23 protein-coding genes and 2 pseudogenes are annotated in these 24103 nt (G+C 36.4%); 17 read left to right on the top strand and 8 right to left on the bottom strand.

The window, feature by feature from the left end; genetic code table 11:
* Positions 1 to 129: 129 nt before the first annotated feature.
* Positions 130 to 368 (bottom strand): annotated as a pseudogene (locus tag QUF78_RS09645) (site-specific integrase); the annotation flags it as partial.
* 98 nt (positions 369 to 466) lie between these two features.
* On the opposite strand from QUF78_RS09645, the gene QUF78_RS09650 reads away from it, so the two are divergent.
* The 7 genes and pseudogenes from QUF78_RS09650 to QUF78_RS09680 all read left to right on the top strand — a co-directional run bounded on the left by QUF78_RS09650 (position 467) and on the right by QUF78_RS09680 (position 7052).
* Complete coding sequence (locus tag QUF78_RS09650) at positions 467 to 661, top strand: hypothetical protein (protein WP_289324470.1); 195 nt, start codon at positions 467 to 469, stop codon at positions 659 to 661.
* Between the two features lie 86 nt (positions 662 to 747).
* On the top strand, positions 748 to 963 hold the full coding sequence (locus QUF78_RS09655) for a hypothetical protein (RefSeq protein ID WP_289324471.1): 216 nt from the start codon (positions 748 to 750) through the stop codon (positions 961 to 963).
* A 443-nt stretch (positions 964 to 1406) separates the two neighbouring features.
* Positions 1407 to 1877, top strand: a complete 471-nt coding sequence (locus tag QUF78_RS09660) for a hypothetical protein (protein ID WP_289324472.1) — start codon at positions 1407 to 1409, stop codon at positions 1875 to 1877.
* Positions 1878 to 2336: 459 nt separating this feature from the next.
* Entirely contained in the window at positions 2337 to 3215 is an 879-nt protein-coding gene (locus QUF78_RS09665) for a YitT family protein (RefSeq protein WP_289327279.1), read from the top strand.
* A 322-nt stretch (positions 3216 to 3537) separates the two neighbouring features.
* The gene (locus QUF78_RS09670) at positions 3538 to 4896 is read left to right on the top strand and encodes an IS1182 family transposase (protein WP_289323635.1); all 1359 of its coding nucleotides are present in this window, start codon (positions 3538 to 3540) and stop codon (positions 4894 to 4896) included.
* Positions 4897 to 5384: 488 nt separating this feature from the next.
* Positions 5385 to 5570: pseudogene (locus tag QUF78_RS27980) on the top strand (urocanate hydratase); the annotation flags it as partial.
* Positions 5571 to 5714: 144 nt separating this feature from the next.
* Positions 5715 to 7052, top strand: coding sequence for a YjiH family protein (locus tag QUF78_RS09680; RefSeq protein WP_289324473.1), 1338 nt, complete (start codon positions 5715 to 5717; stop codon positions 7050 to 7052).
* Between the two features lie 538 nt (positions 7053 to 7590).
* Here QUF78_RS09680 and QUF78_RS09685 read toward each other — a convergent pair.
* Positions 7591 to 7908 carry a hypothetical protein gene (locus QUF78_RS09685; RefSeq protein ID WP_289324474.1) on the bottom strand — a complete coding sequence of 106 codons (318 nt, stop codon included), beginning with the start codon at positions 7906 to 7908 and terminating at the stop codon, positions 7591 to 7593.
* Between the two features lie 608 nt (positions 7909 to 8516).
* Between QUF78_RS09685 and QUF78_RS09690 the strand changes: the two genes are divergently transcribed.
* The gene (locus QUF78_RS09690) at positions 8517 to 8747 is read left to right on the top strand and encodes a hypothetical protein (protein ID WP_289324475.1); all 231 of its coding nucleotides are present in this window, start codon (positions 8517 to 8519) and stop codon (positions 8745 to 8747) included.
* A gap of 529 nt (positions 8748 to 9276) precedes the next feature.
* Positions 9277 to 9591, top strand: a complete 315-nt coding sequence (locus QUF78_RS09695) for an MTH1187 family thiamine-binding protein (protein WP_289324476.1) — start codon at positions 9277 to 9279, stop codon at positions 9589 to 9591.
* A gap of 607 nt (positions 9592 to 10198) precedes the next feature.
* On the opposite strand, the gene QUF78_RS09700 is transcribed toward QUF78_RS09695, so the two are convergent.
* Together QUF78_RS09700 and QUF78_RS09705 are read right to left on the bottom strand one after the other, a co-directional pair.
* Complete coding sequence (locus QUF78_RS09700; protein ID WP_289324477.1) at positions 10199 to 10663, bottom strand: hypothetical protein; 465 nt, start codon at positions 10661 to 10663, stop codon at positions 10199 to 10201.
* Positions 10664 to 10884: 221 nt separating this feature from the next.
* Entirely contained in the window at positions 10885 to 11355 is a 471-nt protein-coding gene (locus QUF78_RS09705) for a hypothetical protein (protein WP_289324478.1), read from the bottom strand.
* 208 nt (positions 11356 to 11563) lie between these two features.
* Here QUF78_RS09705 and QUF78_RS09710 point away from each other — a divergent pair, with 208 nt between their 5' ends.
* The 3 genes from QUF78_RS09710 to QUF78_RS09720 all read left to right on the top strand — a co-directional run bounded on the left by QUF78_RS09710 (position 11564) and on the right by QUF78_RS09720 (position 15229).
* Positions 11564 to 12628 (top strand): sulfite oxidase, encoded by a 1065-nt coding sequence (locus QUF78_RS09710; RefSeq protein WP_289324479.1) that lies wholly within the window; start codon positions 11564 to 11566, stop codon positions 12626 to 12628.
* A gap of 548 nt (positions 12629 to 13176) precedes the next feature.
* The gene (locus QUF78_RS09715) at positions 13177 to 14589 is read left to right on the top strand and encodes a processed acidic surface protein (protein ID WP_289324480.1); all 1413 of its coding nucleotides are present in this window, start codon (positions 13177 to 13179) and stop codon (positions 14587 to 14589) included.
* A gap of 1 nt (position 14590) precedes the next feature.
* Complete coding sequence (locus QUF78_RS09720; RefSeq protein WP_289324481.1) at positions 14591 to 15229, top strand: class D sortase; 639 nt, start codon at positions 14591 to 14593, stop codon at positions 15227 to 15229.
* A gap of 115 nt (positions 15230 to 15344) precedes the next feature.
* Here QUF78_RS09720 and QUF78_RS09725 read toward each other — a convergent pair whose 3' ends face one another.
* Entirely contained in the window at positions 15345 to 15743 is a 399-nt protein-coding gene (locus QUF78_RS09725) for a DoxX family protein (RefSeq protein WP_289324482.1), read from the bottom strand.
* Between the two features lie 210 nt (positions 15744 to 15953).
* On the bottom strand, positions 15954 to 16349 hold the full coding sequence (locus QUF78_RS09730) for a hypothetical protein (protein WP_289324483.1): 396 nt from the start codon (positions 16347 to 16349) through the stop codon (positions 15954 to 15956).
* 169 nt (positions 16350 to 16518) lie between these two features.
* On the opposite strand from QUF78_RS09730, the gene QUF78_RS27800 reads away from it, so the two are divergent.
* Positions 16519 to 16707: a DUF2512 family protein gene (locus QUF78_RS27800; RefSeq protein ID WP_353957938.1), complete on the top strand. Its 189-nt coding sequence runs from the start codon at positions 16519 to 16521 to the stop codon at positions 16705 to 16707.
* Between the two features lie 178 nt (positions 16708 to 16885).
* Here QUF78_RS27800 and QUF78_RS09735 read toward each other — a convergent pair whose 3' ends face one another.
* Positions 16886 to 17476, bottom strand: coding sequence for a YitT family protein (locus tag QUF78_RS09735; RefSeq protein WP_289324484.1), 591 nt, complete (start codon positions 17474 to 17476; stop codon positions 16886 to 16888).
* 302 nt (positions 17477 to 17778) lie between these two features.
* The gene (locus tag QUF78_RS09740; RefSeq protein ID WP_289324485.1) at positions 17779 to 19284 is read right to left on the bottom strand and encodes a DHA2 family efflux MFS transporter permease subunit; all 1506 of its coding nucleotides are present in this window, start codon (positions 19282 to 19284) and stop codon (positions 17779 to 17781) included.
* A gap of 581 nt (positions 19285 to 19865) precedes the next feature.
* Between QUF78_RS09740 and QUF78_RS09745 the strand changes: the two genes are divergently transcribed.
* The 4 genes from QUF78_RS09745 (at position 19866) to frlD (ending at position 24048) form a co-directional block, all read left to right on the top strand.
* Positions 19866 to 20684: a TIM barrel protein gene (locus QUF78_RS09745; RefSeq protein WP_289324486.1), complete on the top strand. Its 819-nt coding sequence runs from the start codon at positions 19866 to 19868 to the stop codon at positions 20682 to 20684.
* A 24-nt stretch (positions 20685 to 20708) separates the two neighbouring features.
* On the top strand, positions 20709 to 22052 hold the full coding sequence (locus tag QUF78_RS09750) for an amino acid permease (protein WP_289324487.1): 1344 nt from the start codon (positions 20709 to 20711) through the stop codon (positions 22050 to 22052).
* 137 nt (positions 22053 to 22189) lie between these two features.
* Complete coding sequence (locus tag QUF78_RS09755; RefSeq protein ID WP_289324488.1) at positions 22190 to 23203, top strand: SIS domain-containing protein; 1014 nt, start codon at positions 22190 to 22192, stop codon at positions 23201 to 23203.
* A 62-nt stretch (positions 23204 to 23265) separates the two neighbouring features.
* The gene (frlD, locus tag QUF78_RS09760; RefSeq protein WP_289324489.1) at positions 23266 to 24048 is read left to right on the top strand and encodes a fructoselysine 6-kinase; all 783 of its coding nucleotides are present in this window, start codon (positions 23266 to 23268) and stop codon (positions 24046 to 24048) included.
* The last annotated feature ends 55 nt before the right edge of the window (positions 24049 to 24103 follow it).

Raw genomic sequence — 24103 nt, forward strand, 5'->3', positions numbered from 1 at the left:
ACACAAGTTCACCCATGGGAACGCGAACAATATATGTCAATGTATTAATATCTCAAACCCTTGGCACCTCTGGGGTCAGGGGTTTTTTATTTGTGGGGTAATAATTAATATGAATTAGAGATAGGAGGTTCACCCCTTTTTTACCCCTCTTTCTAATACTATTGAGTAATCCTCAAAATTACTCATGGTATCTTTCTCGATTTTTTTAGAGATATGAGCATATACATCAGCTGTAATTTGAGCGCATCCGCCTAAACGTTCCTGAATATACTTCATTGTGGCTCCAGATTCAAGTAGTAAGACAGCGTGGGTATGACGTAAACAATGTATTGAATTTCCGGAATAAAAGCGCGTTTTAGTATCCGAGAACAGGCTTTGGCATGTGCCTAGCTTAGAGTGAATAAACAAATAGGAATCCTTGCCTTTTAGTTGAATATAAATAGTGTGAAACTAAGGGGGAGAAAAGGTGGATATATTTGATGAACATGCGAAAGTGCTAAAAAAGATGTTTGATAATAAAAAAGCCCAAAAAGAAATTATAGAGAAAATGGGAAACGGCATAAATTCAGAGTTGGAGAATCAGTTGCAAACATTAAAAAAGGAATACTACGTTTTGAGCAAATTAGAAAGAACATTTGATAATCGCTATGAATTTAATTAAATTTGGGCACCCATACATTTGGGTGCTTTTTATATGCAGGAAAACGCCTCCTTTTGTCGTATTGGTTAAACGAAGGGGATGACAAAATGAATGATGATTATGAGAAAGTCGGTATTTTATTGTCCAATATGACAAACGAATTAGTGTCGAGTAGAGTGAGGGTTAAAGCTATAGTAGAATTACTAACTGAAAAAGGTCAAATAACCTACGAAGAGTATGAAAAAAGGTTTGAAAAAGTTTTTGAAAGAGATGCAAAGTCATTTAGAGATGATTTAATAAAAGACTTCAAGAGTAGTGAATAAAAGGAGAAGGCATCCATTAATCCGGGTGCTTTTTATTTGCAGAAAAGTCCTTTTTGTCGAATTAGGTAGGCAAAGGGAGATGATATTATCAGTTGGAATCAAGAGGACTTTGCAAATTATCACAACGCACCTTCTGCTTTTTACAAAGTGGAAATGAATGGAAGAGTGGATATTAGCATAGAACAAGGCCGAGATAAAAAGATAAGTTTACAACCTCACGGAATGTTTAAATTAGTTAAGGAATGGTTAGAAAGTGGGCATTAACTTTCGGCAGAGAACAAACAAGAACTAATTGATTTATTAAACCAATAGGCTAGGTTAAGGTAAAGGTTGAAATGGGAATTTATGTTAGATTAAATAGGAAATATGAGGATTTCTACTACAACTAACGGTTCAGGATTGTTAAATAAGTTGTGTATAGCAAAAAAATACGGGGGGATGAAATGAAAGGCTTTTTTAGATTATTTATAGGAATGTTCTTAATATTTATATTAACAGGATGCATAGGAGAAGATTATGATGTTGGTGTTCCAACTGCTCATTTATATTCAGAAGACCTTGCTACAACTTTGCAATTAACAGAAGGAAATATCAGTTGGAGTTCATCAAGTGGAGATGTAGATCAAAAAATAGAAGATATTCAAGAATTAGGATTATCACAAGAAAAAATGAAGGTTACTGCCAACGAAAAAGTTTCCTTGGATTTTCAAGAGAACGTAAGAAATGGTGGAGACATTTGGACTGACCAAAAAATAACAGTTGCCCTACTGAAAGATGAACAACGAATTGAACTCGAATTGCATGAAGATAGGGAATTTCAAATCCCCAATAACAAAGGGAGTTATGTTTTAGAAGTTGTATTCACAAGTTCAAGAGGTACTGCCCAATATGTAGGAAATATCTTAATTCAGTGATGTAGCCCTAAGGGGCAAAGAGAATTATAGGCGTAAAATCAACCAAGAACTTTAACATAGCCAACAAATAAAACGGCAAGTTCTTGTAGATAAAGAGAAGTAAAAAGAGATAGTTGGTCCTGAAGGATTGAAATTTGAAAAGGATAAGCTGCTAAATTTAAGTTCATTCGATCCATTAGCAAAAGTTAAAGAAACATTGAAAAAAAATCAACAAATTTTACAAGATAACATTAATAAGAGTAAAAAGTAGGCATACATTAATTTGGGTGCTTTTTTTTATTGGGGTGAGAATGATGAGCCGTGATGAGAAGAAGAAACCTGTTAAGAAGCCAGAGAAATTAACAAACTTAGTTGGAACAAACTGTAGGTAGGTTAGAACTTCTTCTTTTATTTAAATTTATTTTTCCTAATTTGATATTAGGATATAATAGAAATAAATGAATAAAAGGTGTGATTTTTCTGACGGAAGCACTAAAAAAGCAGCATAGAAAGTTATCTAGTTTGATAATTATCCAACGGACCATTCTTATTACAATTGGTGCTTTGCTAATGGCCACTGGATTGGAAATCTTTTTAATTCCCAATCATGTAATTGATGGAGGCATTACAGGTATTTCAATTATGATTTCTCACATTACAGGTATAAAACTGGGAATCTTTCTTTTTCTATTGAATCTACCATTTGTATATCTGGGATATAAACAGTTTGGAAAAACCTTTGCTATATCTACTATATATGGGATTATAATGCTTTCCATTTTTGCAACATATTTTCATCCTATTCCACCCTTCACTGAAGATATCCTTCTTGCTACAATTTTTGGCGGCATTTTTTTAGGTGTAGGTGTAGGACTAGTAATTCGTATCGGTGGTGCACTTGATGGTACAGAAATACTTTCGATTGTAATAAGTAAAAAAGTGCCTTTTTCTGTTGGCGAAATTGTTATGTTCATCAATCTATTTATACTTGGTTCTGCCGGATTCGTTTACACTTGGGATAGAGCTATGTATTCAATTTTAGCTTATGTAATAGCTGCTAAAGCCATTGACATTGTGATTACTGGAATGGAAGAAACAAAGTCAGTATGGATAATTAGCGATGAAGCAAGAGAGATAGGTGATGCAATCAATAGTCGCTTAGGACGGGGTGTGACATACTTACATGGTGAAGGTGCCTTTTCTGGAGAGGACAAGAAGGTTATTTTCTGTATAATTACCAGACTTGAAGAATCTAAGTTAACTACTATTGTTGAAGATATTGACCCTTCATCTTTCTTAGCAATAGCAAATATTGCGGAAGTACGTGGAGGACGGTTCAAAAAGAGAGATATTCATTAATTTATAAAATAATAATTATTAACAGAGCCAACATTTTGATGTTGGCTTCAGACTGTAGACAAACTCGATGAAAATCGAGATTGTCTATTTTTTATGAGTTGTACAATTTGGCCGTTGATTTTCCACTCCAGGCACTCGCTTTCCGCGGGCGGTCGGGGAGCCTCCTCGGCTTTCGCCTGCGGGGTCTCCCCTAGACGCGCTTTTCCCGCAGGAGTCTCGTACCTTCCGTTCCAATCAACTTTGTCTTACCTTTTAGATAAACACTTTTGCCTGGAGTCATTTTTGTTTTAAAATAGAAGTATTAAAACTTGAGGTGATGAGGATGCTTTCTAAACATGATTCTATTCAGCGAGATCAACTTGAAATGATTACGTTAGATCAACTGGTGCCACTGAACCATTTGGTTCGTAAAATGGAGGCTGCCATTGACTTCACTTTCATTTATGACTTGGTGAAAGAGATGTATTCAGAGGTAGGACGCCCAAGTATTGATCCAGTTATTTTAGTTAAACTGACATTCATTCAATATACCTTCGGTATTCGTTCCATGCGTAAAACGATTGAAGAAGTTGAAACCAATATGGCTTACCGTTGGTTCTTAGGCTATGGTTTCCATGATAAAGTACCTCATTTCTCTACGTTCGGGAAAAATTATGAGCGACGCTTTAAAGATACAGACCTGTTTGAACAGATTTTCTATCGCATTTTAATGACAGCTGCTAATAAAAAGTTAATAAGTGCTGAACACGTTTTCGTGGATTCCACACATGTGAAAGCCAGTGCGAATAAAAGGAAATTTGAAAAGAAAATCGTTCGTAAAGAAACACGAGCGTATCAAGGGCGTCTTCAAGAAGAAATCAATCAAGATCGTGAAAAACATGGAAAGAAGCCTTTTCCATCAGATAAATTTGATAAAGAAGAGACCAAAGAGATTAAAGAAAGTACAACGGATTCTGAGAGTGGCTACTATGTGAAAGATGAACGAACAAAACAGTTTGCCTATTCATTCCATGCGGCCGCAGACCGCAACGGTTTTGTATTGGGAACGATTGTAACACCTGGAAATATACATGACAGTCAGATCTTAGAGCCACTAGTTGAACAAGTGATTGAGAAAGTTGGAAAACCGGAAGCCGTTGCCGCAGATGCAGCTTATAAAACACCAGCGATTACAAGCTACCTATTTAACAAAGAAATCATACCGGCTTTACCTTATACACGTCCTCGCACCAAAGAAGGATTTTTCCGCAAACAGGACTATGTATACGATGAACATTTTGATTGTTACCTTTGTCCTTCGGGAGAGCTATTAAAGTACTCAACAACCAATAAAGAGGGCTATCGCGAGTATAAATCACCCAAACACACTTGTGCGACATGCTCATTTTTATCTCAGTGTACAGAAAGCAAAGACCATCAAAAAGTGGTGACACGGCATATTTGGCAAACACATGTGGAAGAAGCAGATCATCTGCGTCATCATCAAGATGTAAAAACTATATATGCGAAACGTAAAGAAACGATTGAGCGTGTATTCGCAGATGCAAAAGAAAAGCATGGTATGCGTTGGACAACTTTAAGGGGACTTAAAAAATTGTCGATGCAGGCGATGCTTACTTTCGCTGCCATTAATTTAAAGAAGATGGCCAATTGGACATGGCGAGGTCCAAAAATGGCCTAACATAGTGGGCTCGTAGAGCCCCAATCTCCTAACTTCAGGCAAAAATTCAAAGGGAATCTCAAAAAGGGGTTCGGAATTTTTTAATTCCGAACCCCTTTTGTCTACAAACTGAAATCCCTCTCCAAATGGAGAGGGATTTTTTTGTTATATCATACTTTTGTTGTATATCCTTATCGTTCTTGTAGTCCTATAATCTCGTTTAATTGAGTATAAAGAAACCTATTTAGTAGGTAAGTATGGGAAAATCTCATATTTCCATCAGTTTAAGTTTTTTGCACCAAAACCACACATTCTGCAATTAAATTTCGCTCTAATTTAATATAGATTATAAAATGAACGTTAATAGATGAATTTTTGTAAATAAATTATAAAATAATCATCAAACACTACATATATTATTAGAATTTTCAGTATACAATGAATGTTAAATAATGAGGAGGTCTATAAAATGAAAGCGAATACAAAAATTAAAATAGTTCTTTGATGAAGGCGTTACATGGGTATCAGTCCATCACGGCGGCGGAGTCGGATTGGGTTACTCTTTTTACATGCAGGAGTGGTTATTGTGGCAGACGGTACGAAAGAAGCAGAGTCACGCATTGAACCTTGTATTGACCACAGCTTCGTATGGGGTGTAGTGCGTCGCTGATGCCGAATATGAGCTGGAAAATTAAAACAACGTGTATAAGGAATTAACATTCCAATGCTTGATACATGAACTGATCAGGTATGATCGAAGAAACGGCAATCCACGGGGCTTTGCCCGTTTGAGCGCCAAGAATTTACCCAGCATGAATTATATAATAGGGGGAATAATTATGGGATCACCATATGTGGCGACAAATACGAAACAAGAGAAGCCGCAAATTCAATCAACTACGAATATATTGAAGTTTATTATATATAGTTTAATAGGAAGTTTTATGTTTTTTATTCCTATTACCATAAATGATGTTTCAAGCATACCAATTGATCATATAGTAACATGGATCAAAGTAACCTTGCCGTCAGCCGTTCCTGTTTATGCTCTAATTGTCATTCTATTAGGAGCTGTTTATCCATTCATTTCAAAAAGCTGGAGAAAAGATAAGGTATCAATAGTTTTTTCTTTCTTAAAAGTTATAGGCGCTGTTGTTGCGATCTTAATATATTTCAAGATTGGACCTGAATGGTTAATGGTCCCAAGTATGGGTCCTTTCCTTTTCGAAAAACTTGTCATACCTGTTGGACTTGTCGTTCCCTTTGGTGCTATATTTTTGGCGCTACTCATTGGATACGGGCTTCTCGAATTTTTGGGTGTACTGATGCAGCCAATCATGAGGCCGATATTTAAAACGCCAGGGCGCTCAGCGGTTGATATGGTTGCTGATTTAGCTGGAAGCTACTCGATTGGTATGCTTATTACGAATCGACTATATAAAGAAGGTAAATACACCCTTAAAGAAGCTGCTATTATTGCAACCGGTTTTTCAACCGTTTCAGCAACGTTCATGATCGTTGTAGCAAAAACTCTTGGGCTTATGGACTTATGGTCCCTTTTCTTTTGGGTTTCTTTAGGGATAACGTATCTTGTCACTGCTATTACCGTACGTATTTGGCCATTAAATAAAATGAGCGACGATTATTATTCGGATAATGCGGATCCAGAAGAAGTAATCAAAGAAGGACTTTTCCGAAATGCCTGGAACAGTGCGATGATAGGAGCAAACAATTCCGTAAGTCTTGGCAAGAATTTATGGGAAAACTTAAAGGACGGTTTTCTTATGACAATGAGCATTCTACCGTCCATTTTATCCGTTGGTCTCATCAGCCTTGTATTAGCGGAGTATACTCAGCTATTTAATTTACTTGCCTATCTTTTTTACCCATTTACCTGGGCATTACAAATACCTGAACCATTTTTGGCTGCAAAAGCTTCAGCTATAGGAATTGCAGAAATGTTCCTGCCGGCGCTTCTTGTAGTTAAAGCACCCCTAGTAACTAAGTTCATTATTGCCGTGGTATCTGTATCATCCATATTGTTCTTTTCAGCGACGATACCTTGTATCCTATCAACTGAAATCCCAATCAGCATTACGAAGTTGGTTGTAATCTGGTTTGAACGGACGCTCATCACGCTAATTATTACTGCACCTATCGCAATATTGCTGCTTTAGTAAAAATCAACGAATTAAATATATGGGAACTTATTCGATCACAAGTCGAACATATGCAATTGTATTATAAGGTCGACCAGTAAAAGATAGTTTTTACTCGAAAGGGAAATCAACCTGTAGGATATACATGGCATCACCACGAAAAAAACTGCTCATACTGGCGGAAAGTCAAATGAATGAAGCACGCTTAAAAAGTGTGCTTTATTTACTAATCACATACATGAAGAAACCATTTCGGATCAGTACTATTTTCGCGCATCTTTTAAATTTCTGATCTAGTATTAATTCTTCACCCATATACGTCACATAATAAAACTGGAATGGCTTTTTCAAATATTCATGCATATGGAGAACGGGGAAACAAATTGAAAGGAGTTAGGAGAAAACGGCTAACTAAAAAACCCTCACAAAAACGGAATGTGAGGATTTAAAGGTTATCGAACTGTTAAAAAACATGAAACTAAAAGGAAAATCACCCTCACTTATAACTGAATTTTCTGATTTCTAACCCAGTAACAACAGAGACTACTAGTAACTATTAAAATAAATCAATAGAATATGCATCTATTTTTCTGGGGTCTTTTTCTTTTAATAATCTCATTTCCTCTGTTTTCATTCCAAGTTCTTTACATGCTCTAGGGACCAATTCAAGAATTTCATCATTGGCGATTTCATAATTATAGGTTGATTTTAATGAATGTCCTAGTTCTATAGTGCTGATTTTGTTGAATTTTTCACCAACTATAATCATATCGTATTTTTTGGTGATCTTTTTCCAAGATTCTTTTGAATCTATTGTTAAAGCAGATTCTCTTACCTCAATCAATACTTCGGTAATTTTTTTTAGTTTAACCATGTTTTAACACCTCCTATAAAATCTTATAGGTCTATTATACCGTAAATGTAGGTGAGAAAGTTGAAAAACACTTCTATTGTATGATGGTAACTTATCGTGCGTACATAGGGGTCAAAGATATTCGAAGAGCGGTTGAAGGCAGGATAGTAAGCTTTGCGGATAAAAGTAAAAAGGATGCCATGAATTTGAAAAAGGATAATTACTGCGGTAGTTGTGGAAAGTCTCCCCTAATAGCCTTTCTCGTTGATTCGTGAACAACATCAATTAGTAAAGTAAACTTCTCATACCATCTTTGACGAAACAACCAATAAATCAGGCAAAGCGTTTTTATTTAACTCCTTGACTTCTTCTTGAAGTTCTACGTTAAGTGAAACTCGGTCGATTGCATTTGCAATGGTTGTATTAGTCCATGGAAAGCATTTCCACAGACAATAAAGGTTTTTTTGTAATCGGAAAAATTAACTATATCCCTTGTTTCGTAAGCTCTTCGGATTGGTGTGGAATAATCAGAGGAGTTGGATTGTATTACCCCATAATAGATTGGCAATAACAAAGTATATGACAACCTCTCTTTGTCATACCATTTAGAAAAAGATAAGGGTGTGACAATGCTGAGTAGGGAAAAAAACAATCAAATCGTTATTTATATAATAAAAGGCTCAACAATTAAAAAATTTTTAATCCTAGATCTAATTATTGGATCAGGAATTTTTTATGTAGTCAAATATATTTCTTCAAGCGTATTAATAGCGAGTGTGAGCAGTTTTATTGGAACAGAAGGAATTAAAAAGGCACCGAAAGTTCTAAAAAATGCAATTGAATTAATAACAATGGACTAGATGTTAGGAATAAATATAGACCTTGCCTGTTGCAAAGTCCAAAAAATTTCGAGTAGAAGGTGAGATAGGGGGATTTCCAAATTCGATAAAAAGCAGAAATAAGGAATCTGAATTCATGTTTGATTTAAAATTAAACAAAGAAACCTCAAAGAAAATTCAATTTAAGAAATTGCCAATCAACAACATGTATCAATTGGATCGGATGCACGATCAGCCAATCTGAATTTATGTGAAATGTGGATATTGTACCGAATGATTCTGTAAAATAAACTGCTTCTCAAAAAAAAATTCCGACATCTCATGTATTGCCACATACACACAGCACATGTGGAGTAGCAGTATTCACTACTTGTAAGGAAAAATTAATGCGAAAGATGTATTTATGAAACAATAAAGTGGTAACTAGCTCAAAGCTTATATTTAATTACGTATGTGCCAAGTTTGAGTTATACTAGTAAAAAACATCCGTCTAGGATAGATGACAGTAAGCTTCTTGAGTGAAATACATAAAAAGGATTGGTGAATAAGAATGGCAGTAGTTGATGTAACGGTTATTCCAGTTGGTACACAAACTCCAAGTGTTAGCAGCTATGTGGCAGATATTCAAAGAGTATTAAAGGAATATGAAAAAAAGGGAGAAATTCGTTTTCAACTGACACCAATGAATACAATCATTGAAGGCGACCTGCCTAAATTGTTTGAAGTGATCCAAGCGATGCACGAAGTACCTTTTGAAAAAGGTCTTGCTAGAGTTTGTACGAATATCCGAATCGATGACCGTCGTGATAAAGAACGCAAGATGGAAGACAAAGTAAATCGAGTGAAGGGCATGCTTGAGGAATAACAGCTTCTATAAGGGTCTCCAGTAAATGGTTAAAAAACAGGAGAACTGAGTATTAGATAGAATAATACTTCATAGGATAGTTAGTCCATTATGAGAGCTGATTTTTTGACTAGGGGGACTGTGGGAACCATGGGAATCCTTAAGAGACATGGAATTCGAGACTTGTGGACTTGACAGTCAATTGGGGGCTGATTATGCTATGAAGTATGTTCCGGACACAGGTTACCCATGGTAACGCGAACAATAAATGTCCATGTATTAATAGCTTTAAAGCCTTGGTATTACTGAGTGTCTCAGTTACCAAGGCTTTTTATATAATGAAAGGGAACCAACAGGCTGCCCACATGCATGCTATTTCGTATTTTTATTGGCATAACCCATGTATTTTGAATATCCATCCTCATTTTTTCTTCGAGTTCCTTAGGCACCTGCTGTTGTTCGCATCCTGCCGTGCCCAAGCGTATATATTTCATGCTATGAGAATAGGTAGTGATAATGACAAATGAGGCTCAAAAAAAGATGAAAAAGAACAGTAGTGTAGATAAGAATCTATAAAGGACAATTGTTTGAAAAGTGGTTCCAGTATTTATTCTATATTCACTGAAAATTATAAACGTTCGCCATAAAGTTCTTTTTCTTCATTTGGATGAAAAAGAGTGAATCCTTTTGAGCAAATCACAAACCTTCTATCTATCTCGAATCCAGCCATATTCAAAATTTCAACTGTCCCATGTGAACCAGTTCCAGCATACCCGCAACTACAACCAGATAGGTGTAGCTCATTTCCTTTTTTGTCTATAAGGATGAGGTCGCTATCGACCAAAATATTGTCGTCATTAATTTCTTTAACAATTTTTGCAATTTTAAAACGGTCAAATTGGTCTTTAACTGCTTCGAATAACACAATACTTTTATTGGTAACACCACGGTCTTCACCGTAATCTTTTATGACCAATACTTCCCGCTCATATGATTTCTTATATAGATGGTACTTTTGGTAAGTGACGTCATTTATTTTACAAATAGTTGGAGTATTACTATTCAGATTTCTATTCGTAGATTTATTAAACATTGGACCCCTCCTAAATAGTTTTTTTATTAAGTTTATTAGGAGAAAAAGAGATTAGTACAAAGAACCTGCTAAGGAGCAAAAATATTTTTTATTTCTGATTCTCGTTTAAATATTTGAAAAGAATAATTAAAAGATAATGAAGAATTAATGGGATTGGATCTTGAGCTGTGAGGAGGATGTATGATTGAGTCAAAATTAAAAAGCACCAAAAAAGGTGCTTCCTAGTTATAAATCTTTTTAAAGTAATGAACAAACATTATGTTCATGACAATTTCGACTATCGCAAACATAATAATATCGATCAAATTAGTTTCATCCAGGGAATGATAAGGTGCGAAAAGTTCAATATATGTATAACCTATGATAAATAAAGGTATTGACCATAAAATGCTCCTTAAAAATAGTGGAATCGTTAAGCTAAAAAGGGGTAAGAAAAAATCTAAATCTTTTCTACTTCTATTTTTATAAATAATGATTAACAGATAGAGTGCAATCACATTGATAATTGTAGTCAAAATAAGATCAATAACATCATACGTATTCATAGATGAAGGATTATAAACTCCAGGCAGTGAAAACACTGTAAGAGCAACTAGTACCCAAAAAGTTATCCGGTACCTTTTCCTTTGTTGATCAGTTATTGTTCCTTCCTGTAAAGCCATGACGAGTTTATTAATATTCCAGATATACATTGTTGTCTCCTTATGTAGTAGATTATCAGACTAATTATAGGTTAGGGTTCAATGAAAAGCCATCTTTATCAAGATAGTAGGAGAAGGTCTTCAGATAATCGAAGCTCCCAATAAATAATTACGAATAAAGGAATTTTAATCAATTAACCTAATTGGACTCTACTGAACGTATACATCTATTATGATTCAATCTAATTAGGAGGGAATTATGACAAAACATCATAAAGTGAAACCCTATTTAACGACACGTAGTTTGCTACCGGAAAATCAGGAGACACCCATTCAATTCATCAATAATGATAGTATGGAAAATCAATTATTTTATAGAAGGAACCACTTTTCATATCCGACTCTTTCCTATTCAAACTATTGGCTCCCCATAACTGGGCTAGTTTCAGCTCCATTACTACTGTCTATACAAGACATTCTTCAATACCCCTCAAAAACGGTGGAAGTTGTCCTTGAATGTTCGGGAGACAAGCGTAATCTCTTCGAACCTAAAATTTTTGGAGAACAATGGGGAAAGGGAGCAATTAGCCAAGGTATTTGGAGGGGGGTACCCTTACGGACCTTACTTGAACTATCTGGAATTGGAGATGGGGCAAAAGAAGTTGTCGTGGAGGGTTATGATTATGGAAGCAGAACCGATCTAGATGAGGTTTACACCTACACTAGGAGTTTGCCTATCGAGAAAGCACTGCACCCGGATACCATTATTGCATATGAGTATAATAACCAGCCAATTCCTTTTAAACATGGTTATCCACTGAGGTTAATAGTTCCGCAGTGGTATGCAATGGCATCCGTTAAATGGATAAAACAAATAAGTGTTATTAATTCTAATTTCACTGGCCCTTTTCAAACAATTGATTACATGTATTATCCAAATAAAGACAATGACCTAGATGCATTTCCAGTCACTACGATAAATATAAATTCGACTATACAAAAACCGCTGGATATGGAAATTTTAAATACTGGTAAGCATTCAATAAAAGGGATTGCATGGACAGGAAAAGGAGTTATTACAAAGCTGGAAATAAGTATTGATGGTGGAAATACATGGAGAAACGCCGATATTTCACCTGGTAAGAATGTAGGTTATGGATGGGTTACTTGGTCATTTGAATGGAATATATTAGAAAAAGGTGAATATACGATAATATCTAGAGCAACAGATTCATTTGGTCAAATTCAACCTTTATTACCTTTTTGGAATGAAAAGGGTTATGGGTATAATGCGATTGATAAAATTCAGGTTAAGGTAGAATAAATAGAAATTCATTTTAAAGAAATCTGGTAAAGCAACTATCAAAATGTTTGCTTCATAACAAAATAGATGAATATATTCAGGAATTCAATCGATATAATTTGATTGTGCAACTCCCGGAAATTATTGCACACCCTGATAAGCCCTCTTATATAGGGGATCCAGTTTGTCAACAAAAGGGGAGGGCGAAATGGCCTCATCTGAACCAGCAGGGAGCGTAGGAGAAAGGGCCCTGAAAACGCATCATTCATTACGGTCTTATATTTTATGTCTAACCTTTTAACTAACGCCGTTCTTGAATCATGTGGGTTATTGTTATCTGATTGAAAAATGTTGGCAAACTATTAGCTGTTTAACTCAATAAGAGAATTAATCCATCTCCCGTAATTTTTAAGCAGTTTGTTTTGAGGTTAATACTTATTAAAATTTTGTTGGCAAAGTAAGAAAAATATCATTTTTCTCCTTTTGGGAAAAATAACCTCGTTGTTAAGTTATGGTTATTCCTTTATAATTTTCTAGAAACATAGAAATGTTATGAATAGGAGAAAAGTATGAAAAAACTGTTGACCATTTTACTTTCAATTACGATGTTAATTAGCTTATTCCCACAATTAACATTGGCAGCACAAAGCAAAAATTTTGAGCAAGAACTTACAAAGTATTTAAAAGAGGTAAGCCATGTAAGGGGCTTTGAAGTGACGAAGGATGATATTGAAAATTCTCTTTCTTATTACGATGAGGGTATTGAAAACTTTCAATCTATTGATGATCTTAAAGATGCTTTAGGCGAAGTTATTAAAGCGGATTTAAGTAATTTAGATGCCATTTATGAGGATAATAACCTAACCCATGAAGGCCTAATTAAACTATTACACGAAAATGGCGAAGAACTTGACGATTATATCTTTATCTGGAACCTTGATGAAGCTGTATATTTCTATGCAGAAGAGGGAGATTTTGAACGCGATCCAAACTTTGACCAGGAATTAGTCAAATATTTAGCCAGGGTTAGCAAGGAAAGAGGTTTCGAAGTAACAAAAGAAGACATTGAAGCGTCATTAGACTTATATGATTTTAGCACGGAAGAATTTGAGTCTGTCGAAGAGCTTAGCGAATTCTTAGGTGACGTCATAAAGGCAGACCTAAGCAACTTAGATTATTTTAATGAGGCTTATGGACTGGATAAACAATCCCTGCTTCAAATGTTAGAAGAAAATGGTGAAGATATTAACGATTATATTTACATAGATAATCTTGAAGAAACTGTTTGGACCCTTACTGGTGGGGAGTTGGAAGGTGAAGTTGTCGAGGATCTGCTTCCTATTTTCGAAGAAGAACTCGGTCTTACGGAAGAGGAACTATTGCGACTTGAAGACCATTTAATGTCTTTGGAAGAGCATCTTTCCGATCCGGCAACAGTCGAGCGACTTGAAGAATTGGGCAACCGCATGATGGCTTTTGAGGAATTTGAAGTAGCAACGGAGCTTACAGCTGAGCAGATAGCTGAAATGGCATCTATCTATGAAGAATTACTTTCTATCTTTAAGCTAAAAGTATCCTATTCCCTTGTGAAAAGTGGCACGGAATCACCTGTATCCCTTTTGGATTTAATGAAATTGGAAGAGTTGAAGGGTGCTAACCTGAAAATAGCGATATACACAACTGACGGGAAGTTCTTAGCCGATCTTTTAATTACGGGTGATATGGTCGATTCTAACACTGTTACTAATGCAGGCCAACAAATAAAGGAATCTGCTAAAGAAGTGACAAAGACGATTGAAAAGGCACCAGTTGCTAAACCAGTTAAACAAAAGATCATCAGCACTCATAAGAATTCGGAACATCAAACGGTAAAAGGGGCTAAACTTCCAAACACCGCTTCCGATTATATCCCTAATGCCCTTTTAGGACTGTTCATTGTCTTGTTCGGAAGTTTGATGTATCGAAAAATCAGGAAAGCTTAATATGAAACAATTTAAAAAAAAGCGGTTGCTTCTGCTTGCTTGTTCTATTGTTATCATTTTATTTGGGGTTTGGTTCTCCACAACTAATATGTATAAGTTTGCAAAAGGATACTTTCTTTACAAAACTCACGCTCCAAGTAGCCAAGTAAAAGAAGCAGAAACAGAAACAGAAACAGTGCAGAAACCACCAAGTAAGAAAGCAACAACGAAGGAGCTTTATCCTGTCCGGCCTAAAACAGGTGAAGAAATTGGGGAACTCTATATCCCAAAATTAAAAGCGAAACTACCTATTTTTCATGGAACAAATGAGGATGAATTGGAGAAAGGCGTTGGTCACTTTGCAGAAAGTGTGCTACCAGGTGAAAATGACAATTCCGTTCTTTCCGGTCATAGAGATACGGTATTCCGTAAACTCGGGCAAGTAGGCGAGGGAGATTTGTTGATTGTAAGAACATCTGCAGGAGAGTTCACATACAAAGTCAACAAAGTTCGAATTGTGGATGAGGATGATCGAACCGTAATCGTACCAAAACCACGAGCAACGCTTACCGTCAGTACCTGCTATCCCTTTGATTTTATCGGATCAGCACCTGAACGCTATATACTTGTCGCTTATTTATCTTCAAAAACAGGAAGTTAAGATTTTTAATAACACCTAATGGTCTGAAAGATAAGCAGAGTCCCAATAATGTAAATCTTATTGGGACTCTTTTAGTATCCAATTCTCCTTAAATGTGTAGGAGGTTGCCAATTTATTATACTGTTACGCTATTCTTATTACTTAATGAAGCGGATTTTACTTTTTTGTGATGGAAAATATAAGAGCCGGCAATCAAAATATACCCAATAATGAATAGAAGCCATTCACTGGCAGGGTCGCCCACTGATATGCTTGAATACATAGCACCAGTCAAATCAAATACAAAACCGGCATATGCCCATTCTTTAATTCTCGGAAAACCAGGAATAATTATCGCCACGACACCTAATAATTTGGCAATACCAAGAAAGGGTAGAAGGTAGGTAGGATAACCTAAATGATTAAATAAAGCGACTGCATTGGGAACAGACATTATATCCGGAATGGAACCTAAAACCATTAATGCCGCCAAAAGCCCTGTGAAAATCCAGTATATAATATTTATTTTTTTCATTTATTATTCATTCCCTCCCTGAGATTGACATGTTAATCATATTCCACTTCCCTTTTATTAATGCAGTCTATAAAAAAATAATTGAACTTCAACAATCGTGACGCGATTCTTTAAGAATTGCTTGACTGTAGGCTAACTCGAAGAAAAACGAGTTTGCCTGAAGTTTTTTTTCATTAAAAACGTTTCAGTTGATTTCAGAAACGTGCGAAATCATGGGTGCAGCACGAATTCACGAGTAAATAGCTCAAACTCACGAGTAAATATGCTGAATTCACGAGTAAAACAGCAAAATTCACGAGTAAACGGCGCGAAATCACTGGTGTAGCATGAATTCACGAGTAAATAGCGCAAACTCACGAGTAAATATGCTGAATTCACGAGTAAATAGCTCAAACTCACGAGTAAAACAGCAAAATTCACGAGTAAACGGCGCGAAATCACGAGTAAACGTGCGAAATCATGGGTACAGCACGAATACACGAGTAAATAGCTCAAACTCACGAGTAAATATGCTGAATTCACGAGTAAAAGTGCGACTGGCTGCCCCAAGCCTCCTCGCAGCAAGCGTCTCCAGTTATTCGGTAATAGTGTCGCAAATTTCTTCAATCTAGTGAGGGTTGCATAAAACAGTAAACATGAAGTAAAGCAATTACACCGGTTTTTCTATGAAGGTATAAATTATTCATCTCTTTGGCAACCAATTATTATAGGTCTTTTACTTGCGATTGTCGGGGTTGGTATGGAATATTTCATATAAAAAAACGGAACTTTATGGATAAGTGTTGGAGCGGATTTTGTAGCTACCGTTTTGATTGTGTATTTTCTTTCTAATCTTTTATGGAATGCTTCCATCACTTTTATAGGAGCAATTATTGTAGGATTATTACTTGGTGTAATAGAATACTTTACTCACAGGTTTTTAATTACATCAGGGAAAGTCCAAAAGTCCACCGCTTGCAGGTAATTTTGGAGTTTTCTTTTTTGTAAAAGGCAGTGGATAATTTAACCACTGCCTTTTTGATGTGATTTTAAGAATGTTACATGATTAGCTTTGCTGCTTTTATCCCTGAAGTGTTGGCAGAAATGAATAGTGTAACATTGCGCCACTGTATTTGACCTGTTGCAGCCCTGTAGGCATGGCTTTATCTAATAAAAAAATTTATTGACTTAAAAGAATTGATTAAAATGACGCATATCCCGACACAGGAAATCGTGAGGATGGAATATATTAACTTTAAGTCGTTCAATATAATAATTCCCGCAATTACTATTAGTGTATCCATAATGAAAATAACTATTCCAGGATTAGTTGCTGTGGATTTTGAGATTAATAGTGCTAGCAAATCCACTCCACCGGGGCTAATATGTTGTCTCAGCATAAAGCCAACACCAATCCCAATCGTCATTCCACCGATAATGGCACTCGTAATGATCGGTAGATGAACCAAACCGTTTAGTGGTGTTAGCAAATCAATAATGGTTGAAGTAAAAGCTAACCCCAATATGGCATTAAAGAAATAAGACTTATCGTATAGAAGAGATAGAAGGTATATGGGAATGTTGATCATGATCATGATCATGATCATGGTATGCCCAACCTGGATACCCCAAACTTTGATTAACAAACTTATTCCAAATATCCCGCCATTTATTATATGAATGGGGATTATAAACAGGTTAAGACCAATTCCAATGCAAAAACTTGAAAAAAGCAGAGTAACAAACTTTTTCATAAAAATATTCCCCTTGTCCAAATCATTATCTTAAAATATATGAGAGGAATTTAAATATATACTTAGCTGACTGGAAATTACGATTGCTATTTGTATATTGTTGGCTTTGTTTTTCAGATGATTTTCTGAAGTTTTGCTGAGTTCAGCAGGATTAAAATAAAGGCCGTCTCCTTGAGACCATGTAATCAGGGCAAAAATAAGAGACACTCATAAAAAGGTGTCCCTTATTCAGTAATTATATGTCTTAATGGGGCAAGTCCGTAAATAAGAGGATGTATTTAACCTTGGAAACTAGGTTAGGTTTAACTTTGCTTATTCAAGCTGATTTTTTTTGATAGACGATTTGTGATGGTATCTTCTTGTGGTGAAGTTCGCCGTATGAAAAAGGCCAGTATGAACGCAACTATGGTTAAACATGTAGCTATCATGAATGCATCATCTACTCCCATTACGCTTCCTTGTTTAATGGCCATGGTCATTTGAGATGTATTTTCTGGTGATATGTTTCTTTGAGTTAAAATTTCCTGTACATGTTTCGTTCCCTGATTTGTCATGACAGACACAAAGAATGCCATGCCAACGGCACCTGCCACCATTCTCAACGTATTGACCATGGCTGTTCCATATTTATTCAGGCTAAGTGCCAATTCATTTAATCCAGCTGTGAAGATAGGCATCATCAGTATCGACATGCCGAACATTCTAATGGTATATACCCACACCACATAAGAATAAGACGTATCTGTTTCAAGCCGTGTTAAAAGATAGGTTGTAATAATAGTGATGGCAAGTCCGCTTACCGCAAGCCATCTCGCACCAAATCGATCAAAAAGCTTACCTGTGATAGGAGACATGATTCCCATTAAAATACCGCCAGGCAATAGCATGAGACCGGATTCCATCGGAGTGAACCCACGGATATTCTGCATATAGATTGGCATGATGATCATTCCAGAGAACATACCCATAGTCGCGATGATGTTGATGATTGTCGTTAATGTGAACATTCGGTAACGAAAAATTCTAAATTCCAGAATAGGATGCTTTACAGTAAATTGCCTCCAGACAAATAAAGCTAAACTGATTCCTCCAACAAGGAACATGGTCAGGACTTCGAAACTGCCCCAGCCCTTGGTACCGCCTGTAGCAAATCCGTATAGAACTCCGCCAAATCCGATAGTGGATAGAATTACACCCGTTTTATCGAGTTTGGGTCTGCTAGTATTCCCTACTTTTTTAATGATGAAAATTGCAAATATAAAGTCAAGAAGGGCAAATGGGAAAATGATGAAAAACAGAACCCGCCATGAATAGTTTTGTATGATCCATCCTGATAACGTCGGTCCCACGGCTGGTGCAAAATTCATGGCGATACCAAATATACCCATTGCGAAACCGCGTCTGTTAGGAGGGAATAAAGTGAAAATTACATTTGTAATCAAAGGGAATAAAATCCCTGCACCTGCAGCTTGAACCACACGTCCGATCAATAAGACGGAGAAGCTAGGGGCAACTCCACATAGAAAAGTTCCTAAAGCAAAGAGTCCCATCGAAGCAAGATATAATTGCCTTGTGTTGAATCGTTCCATTAAGAAAGCTGTAATCGGTATGACAATCCCATTGACCAGTAAAAAGATAGTTGTAAGCCAATTAGCTGTTGCAGCTGATATTTCAAAATGATTCATTAATTGTGGCAATGCGATATTGATTAGAGTCTGATTTAAGAAAGCGACCAGAGCACCAGCCAGCATCACTGCAAACATGGGGCCTGTACGAACTTTAGTGATTGCTGTTTTATCGTGATTCATTATTATGGCACGTCCTTTTTGTTGAGTTAGTACATATTGTATTTCCTGCTATATTTTCAAGTATTAGACGCTAATGCGACTTCACTAAGTTTTCAAGTAATACAACCTATCTTTTCCAATAATATACACCATCTTAAGATGTATAACCTCTATTACGGCTTTTGAAGGTGTTTTTTCTTTTTTTTTCACAACTCACAGGGACAATATTTAAAGGTGTATTCTTTTGGATGTTGTTAAGAAAATATCAGGAAATAAAGGTGATAAATGAGAGGAGTGATACGATTTTTATTTCGCTGCAGTAACGGTTCGAAAGCTCATTTAAAAGTCCGTTCAATTCGGGCAAAGTCATGGTAAACGAATCAAAAGAATTATTTCAATCAATCTAAACACATTCTAACATATTTAGTGAAAAATAATTAATTGGTATGAAGGCGTGATTAAAATCATGCCTTTTAACGCATTTTGAGAATCAATTTATTTTATTTAAATATTCAAAATATTAATTGCAATCTTTGTATTGATTAATTATAATACAAAGCATAACAAATGAAAATATATTTATTAAAGAGGAGGTGAAAGAATTGAATATTGCAGGGATGAATATCACTTTTAGGCATTTCCCTTTTCACTATTTTTTGGATTGTATGGACAGCCTTGAGATTAATAGTATTGAATTATGGGGTGGGGAGCCACATCTGTATGTTTATCGCAACATTCTGGGAAATATAAGAAGTTTGAGAAGGGAAATCAAATCAAGGAATATGAAAATCATCTGCTATACTCCAGAACAATGTATCTATCCTTATAACATTGCATCCTCAGATGTTCATTGGCGAAAAAAAAGCATTGAATATTTTATGGAAAATCTATACGCTGCCCTGGAGTTAGATACAAACATGATGCTCATTACTTCTGGAATAGGAGACTTTTCTGTCACTAAGGAGGAATCATGGAAGTATGCAAGTGACTCAATCTATCAATTATCCAAAGTAGCTGAGATGGAAGGCTTGATTCTTGCTTTAGAGCCATTAACTAGGTATGAAACCAATCTGGTTATCGACTCTATAGGGCAAAAGAAAATGTTAGAGGAAATCCAATCTTCTTCATTAACAGGAATGATCGATACAGTTGCAATGCAGCTTGCAGGTGAAACACCTGATGACTACTTTTCCATCCTTCCAGAATTAAGCCATTTTCACCTAATAGACGGAGACGGTCAATCAGATGCTCATTTGGCACTGGATGATGGGGTTTTAAATTGGAGAGAATACTTAACAAGCCTTCAGAGCCACAGTTACAAAGGGACATGTACTCTAGAGATCATGGGATCAAATTATTATCATAATCCAAATGATGCAATCATGAAATCTATTAAAAAAGTAAGGGAATTGGGAATTTAATCATCTGATTTGGAGGAACTCTTTATGAGTAATGGCTCACTTACACGAAAACTGGGTTTTTGGTCTGCTCTGGCGATCGCTGTTGGAACTACTATAGGATCAGGTATTTTTGTCTCATCTGGTGATGTTGCAAAAGCTGCGGGTACCCCTTCCATTTCCATTCTAGCTTGGATAATAGGCGGGGTAATTGCCATTCCGCAAGTAATGGTATTGGCAGAGTTATCGACAGCATACCCCCAAAATGGAAGCGGTTACGTTTACTTGAATAAAGCTGGGTGGAGACCTCTAGCCTTTCTATATGGATGGGCTACGTTCTGGGCGTTGGATCCTCCATCCATATCGATTATGGCTTTAGCGATTGTTTCATACTTAGCAACCTTTTTTCCATTCTTCTCTGGAATGGCCGGGAAATTATTGGGTATTGCGATCATCCTGATCATCACATCTATTCATTATCGAAGTGTGAAAGAAGGCGGCCTTTTCCAAGTCATTATCACGGCTATTAAAATCATTCCTTTCCTGATTGTCATTGTCCTAGGGTTAATGTATATGAACTTCGATAATTTTGCTTACACTCCCGGACCTGGTGCTGAAAAGACAAGTTTAATAGGTGGTGTATCCGCAACCACTTGGGCATATACGGGGATGGCAGCGATTTGTTTCATGGCTGGAGAGTTCAAAAACCCAGGGAAAATACTTCCACGAGCACTTATTAGTTCGGTTTTCATTGTGTTGGCTTTGTATACGTTGCTAGCGGTTTGTGTCATCGGCTTGATGCCATTTGATAAATTAATGAACTCAAATGCTGCTGTTTCTGAAGCTGTTAAGTACATTCCAGGACTATCTGATATTGCATCATCATTTGTGGCCGTTACGGCTATTATTGTTATCTTGGGTTCACTGAGCTCTTGCATAATGTTTCAGCCTCGCCTTGAGTATGCAATGGCAAAGGACGGACTATTCTTTCAACGCTTTGCAAAAGTCCATCCTAAATATGAAACTCCAAGTTTCTCCATCATCATTCAGATTACGTATGCATGCATTCTTGTATGCTTTAGTAATTTAACGGTATTACTTGGATATTTCACACTCATTCAATTGGTTATTAACATCATGGATTTTGCGGCAGTATATAAATGTCGAAAAAGGGAGGATTATAACCCAATCTATCGAATGCCAAAGTGGAGATTAACGACGATTTTAGCCATTCTTGGAGCGTCATGGCTGGCCTGGGGAACATTTACTTGGGCACCTATCCAAGGAGTGATTGCAGCATTGATTGTTATAGCAACAGGGCTACCAGTTTACTATTATTGGGAAAGAAAATATGGAACAAAGAATAAAAACGACAGCGATATAGTGGCTTAGCAGAATGATGGAAAGAAGTTTGACCTATATGACAAACTTCCTTGAAATATCGATTAATAAAAATTGTACAATTTATTATGTTTGGGTATAATACAAGACATAACAATTAAACGAGGGATAAAGGGAGGAAGATGTTGATGTTGAAATTTGATGAGGGATTATTTCTAAATCTGGTAGAAAAAGAGGGGCTTGCTTTTAGAGGCCAGATTGAGGAAATGGTAGATGGAATCACAAAAAGGGGATACAGTAATATTTTTTTGATCGGGGCTGGAGGAACCATAGCCATGATGTATCCTTATGAATACATTTTAAAATCTAATTCCACCATTGATGTCCATGCAGAAATTGCTGCTGAATTTATGGTTATGAATCATAAGCATTTTAGCAAAGATTCAGTCTGTATTTTTACATCCGTATCCGGGACTACTCAAGAAACAGTTGCAGCGGCAGAGTATTGCAAAGAAAGGGGGGCTACTACAATCGCATTAGTTGCAGAGCCAAATACTCCGTTAACACAAATTGCGGATTTCTGTATCACGACAGGTTCTGAAACGCACTCTTTTGATACTTTCTTTATGCTTCTATACATGGTCGTCTTCCGTTTCATGTATAACAAAGATGAATTCCCACAATATGAGCAATTCACGAAGGAAGTTTCGCTGCTTCCACGTGCAATTCTAAGTGCTGTTAAATCTTTTGACAAAAGAGCAGAGGAATTTGCCGTTACACATAAAGACACGGATTACCACATGATGGTGGGTTCGGGTAATCTATGGGGAAACACCTATTCTTATGCAATGTGTATTTTAGAGGAAATGCAATGGATCCAAGCGAAATCCATCCACGCGGCAGAGTTTTTCCATGGAACGCTTGAACTTGTTGTTGAAGATACAAGTGTTATTTTACTAAAAGGAGAAGATGAAACAAGACCGCTGATGGACCGTGTAGAGAGATTTGTAGAAAAAATCACAAAAAATGTAACGGTCATTGATACCAAATGCTTCGAAATGGAAGGCATTAGCGAAGAATTCAGAAAGCACTTTTCAGTTAGTATTAACTGGTCACTATTAAGTAGGATTAGCGTTTACCTAGAGCGTGAAAGAAATCATCCATTAACACTTAGAAGATACTATCGACAAATGGAATATTAAGATATGTGGAGCGCTACTTAGTAGTGCTCATTTCTTAAGTTCAAAGAAAGCGGGGGGAAATGATGAGAACGATTTCAGTCGGAGATAACTGTATGGATGTCTATCAAACAAGCGGGGAGGTCTATCCTGGTGGTAATCCTTTAAATGTAGCAGTCTATTTGAAAGGGTTAGGTGCGGAATCTGCTTATATTGGCTGGGTGGGTTCCGATCGATACAGTGACAAAATGGTTAAAGCGATTCAGGGAAAAGGGGTTGATATTTCTCATCTTTCGAGGAAAGAAGGAAAAACTGCTGTTACTTTCGTTGAAATGGTAGGAAATGATCGCAGGTTCGGAGAATACGACGAAGGTGTCATGAAACATTTCAGCTTAACGACAGAAGAGCTCCATTTCATTCAAACCTATCAGCTCATACATTCAGGGATTTGGGGACATGCGGATAAGTACTATCCCTTTTTTAAAGAAAAAGGAATGCTCACGTCTTTTGATTTCTCAGATCAGCTAGATCACGATCTCGTGAAAATTTTACCGACGTTTGTTGATTATCCTTTCTTTTCTTATACGAAGGATGATGCTTTTATCCGCGAATTTTTAAAGGATGTAAAAAATCAAGGATCTAAAATTGCGGTTGCCACTTTAGGTGAAAATGGTTCACTTGCCTACGATGGCGGTCAATTTTATCAATCCGGTGTCGTTGAAGTGAATGTGGTGGATACGATGGGGGCAGGGGATTCCTTCATTTCCGGTTTTATCTATGGGATATTGAAAGGCCATTCTATCTGCAATTGTTTAGAATTGGGTACAGAGTCTGCTGCGAAAACAATTGGATATTTCGGTGCGTGGTGACTGGGGCTGGAAATAATGTATAATGGATATTATATAATAAATTTTGACGGATAAG

It is taken from the genome of Peribacillus sp. ACCC06369, assembly GCF_030348945.1.
Taxonomy (GTDB): domain Bacteria; phylum Bacillota; class Bacilli; order Bacillales; family DSM-1321; genus Peribacillus.

Bases quoted from the DNA above. Each gene is read 5' to 3' on its own strand.
- QUF78_RS09655 (WP_289324471.1), top strand. From the start codon at position 748: ATGAATGATGATTATGAGAAAGTCGGTATTTTATTGTCCAATATGACA.
- QUF78_RS09660 (WP_289324472.1), top strand. From the start codon at position 1,407: ATGAAAGGCTTTTTTAGATTATTTATAGGAATGTTCTTAATATTTATA.
- QUF78_RS09670 (WP_289323635.1), top strand. From the start codon at position 3,538: ATGCTTTCTAAACATGATTCTATTCAGCGAGATCAACTTGAAATGATT.
- QUF78_RS09680 (WP_289324473.1), top strand. From the start codon at position 5,715: ATGGGATCACCATATGTGGCGACAAATACGAAACAAGAGAAGCCGCAA.
- QUF78_RS09685 (WP_289324474.1), bottom strand. From the start codon at position 7,908: ATGGTTAAACTAAAAAAAATTACCGAAGTATTGATTGAGGTAAGAGAA.
- QUF78_RS09690 (WP_289324475.1), top strand. From the start codon at position 8,517: ATGCTGAGTAGGGAAAAAAACAATCAAATCGTTATTTATATAATAAAA.
- QUF78_RS09695 (WP_289324476.1), top strand. From the start codon at position 9,277: ATGGCAGTAGTTGATGTAACGGTTATTCCAGTTGGTACACAAACTCCA.
- QUF78_RS09700 (WP_289324477.1), bottom strand. From the start codon at position 10,663: ATGTTTAATAAATCTACGAATAGAAATCTGAATAGTAATACTCCAACT.
- QUF78_RS09705 (WP_289324478.1), bottom strand. From the start codon at position 11,355: ATGTATATCTGGAATATTAATAAACTCGTCATGGCTTTACAGGAAGGA.
- QUF78_RS09710 (WP_289324479.1), top strand. From the start codon at position 11,564: ATGACAAAACATCATAAAGTGAAACCCTATTTAACGACACGTAGTTTG.
- QUF78_RS09715 (WP_289324480.1), top strand. From the start codon at position 13,177: ATGAAAAAACTGTTGACCATTTTACTTTCAATTACGATGTTAATTAGC.
- QUF78_RS09720 (WP_289324481.1), top strand. From the start codon at position 14,591: ATGAAACAATTTAAAAAAAAGCGGTTGCTTCTGCTTGCTTGTTCTATT.
- QUF78_RS09725 (WP_289324482.1), bottom strand. From the start codon at position 15,743: ATGAAAAAAATAAATATTATATACTGGATTTTCACAGGGCTTTTGGCG.
- QUF78_RS09735 (WP_289324484.1), bottom strand. From the start codon at position 17,476: ATGAAAAAGTTTGTTACTCTGCTTTTTTCAAGTTTTTGCATTGGAATT.
- QUF78_RS09740 (WP_289324485.1), bottom strand. From the start codon at position 19,284: ATGAATCACGATAAAACAGCAATCACTAAAGTTCGTACAGGCCCCATG.
- QUF78_RS09750 (WP_289324487.1), top strand. From the start codon at position 20,709: ATGAGTAATGGCTCACTTACACGAAAACTGGGTTTTTGGTCTGCTCTG.
- QUF78_RS09755 (WP_289324488.1), top strand. From the start codon at position 22,190: ATGTTGAAATTTGATGAGGGATTATTTCTAAATCTGGTAGAAAAAGAG.
- frlD (WP_289324489.1), top strand. From the start codon at position 23,266: ATGAGAACGATTTCAGTCGGAGATAACTGTATGGATGTCTATCAAACA.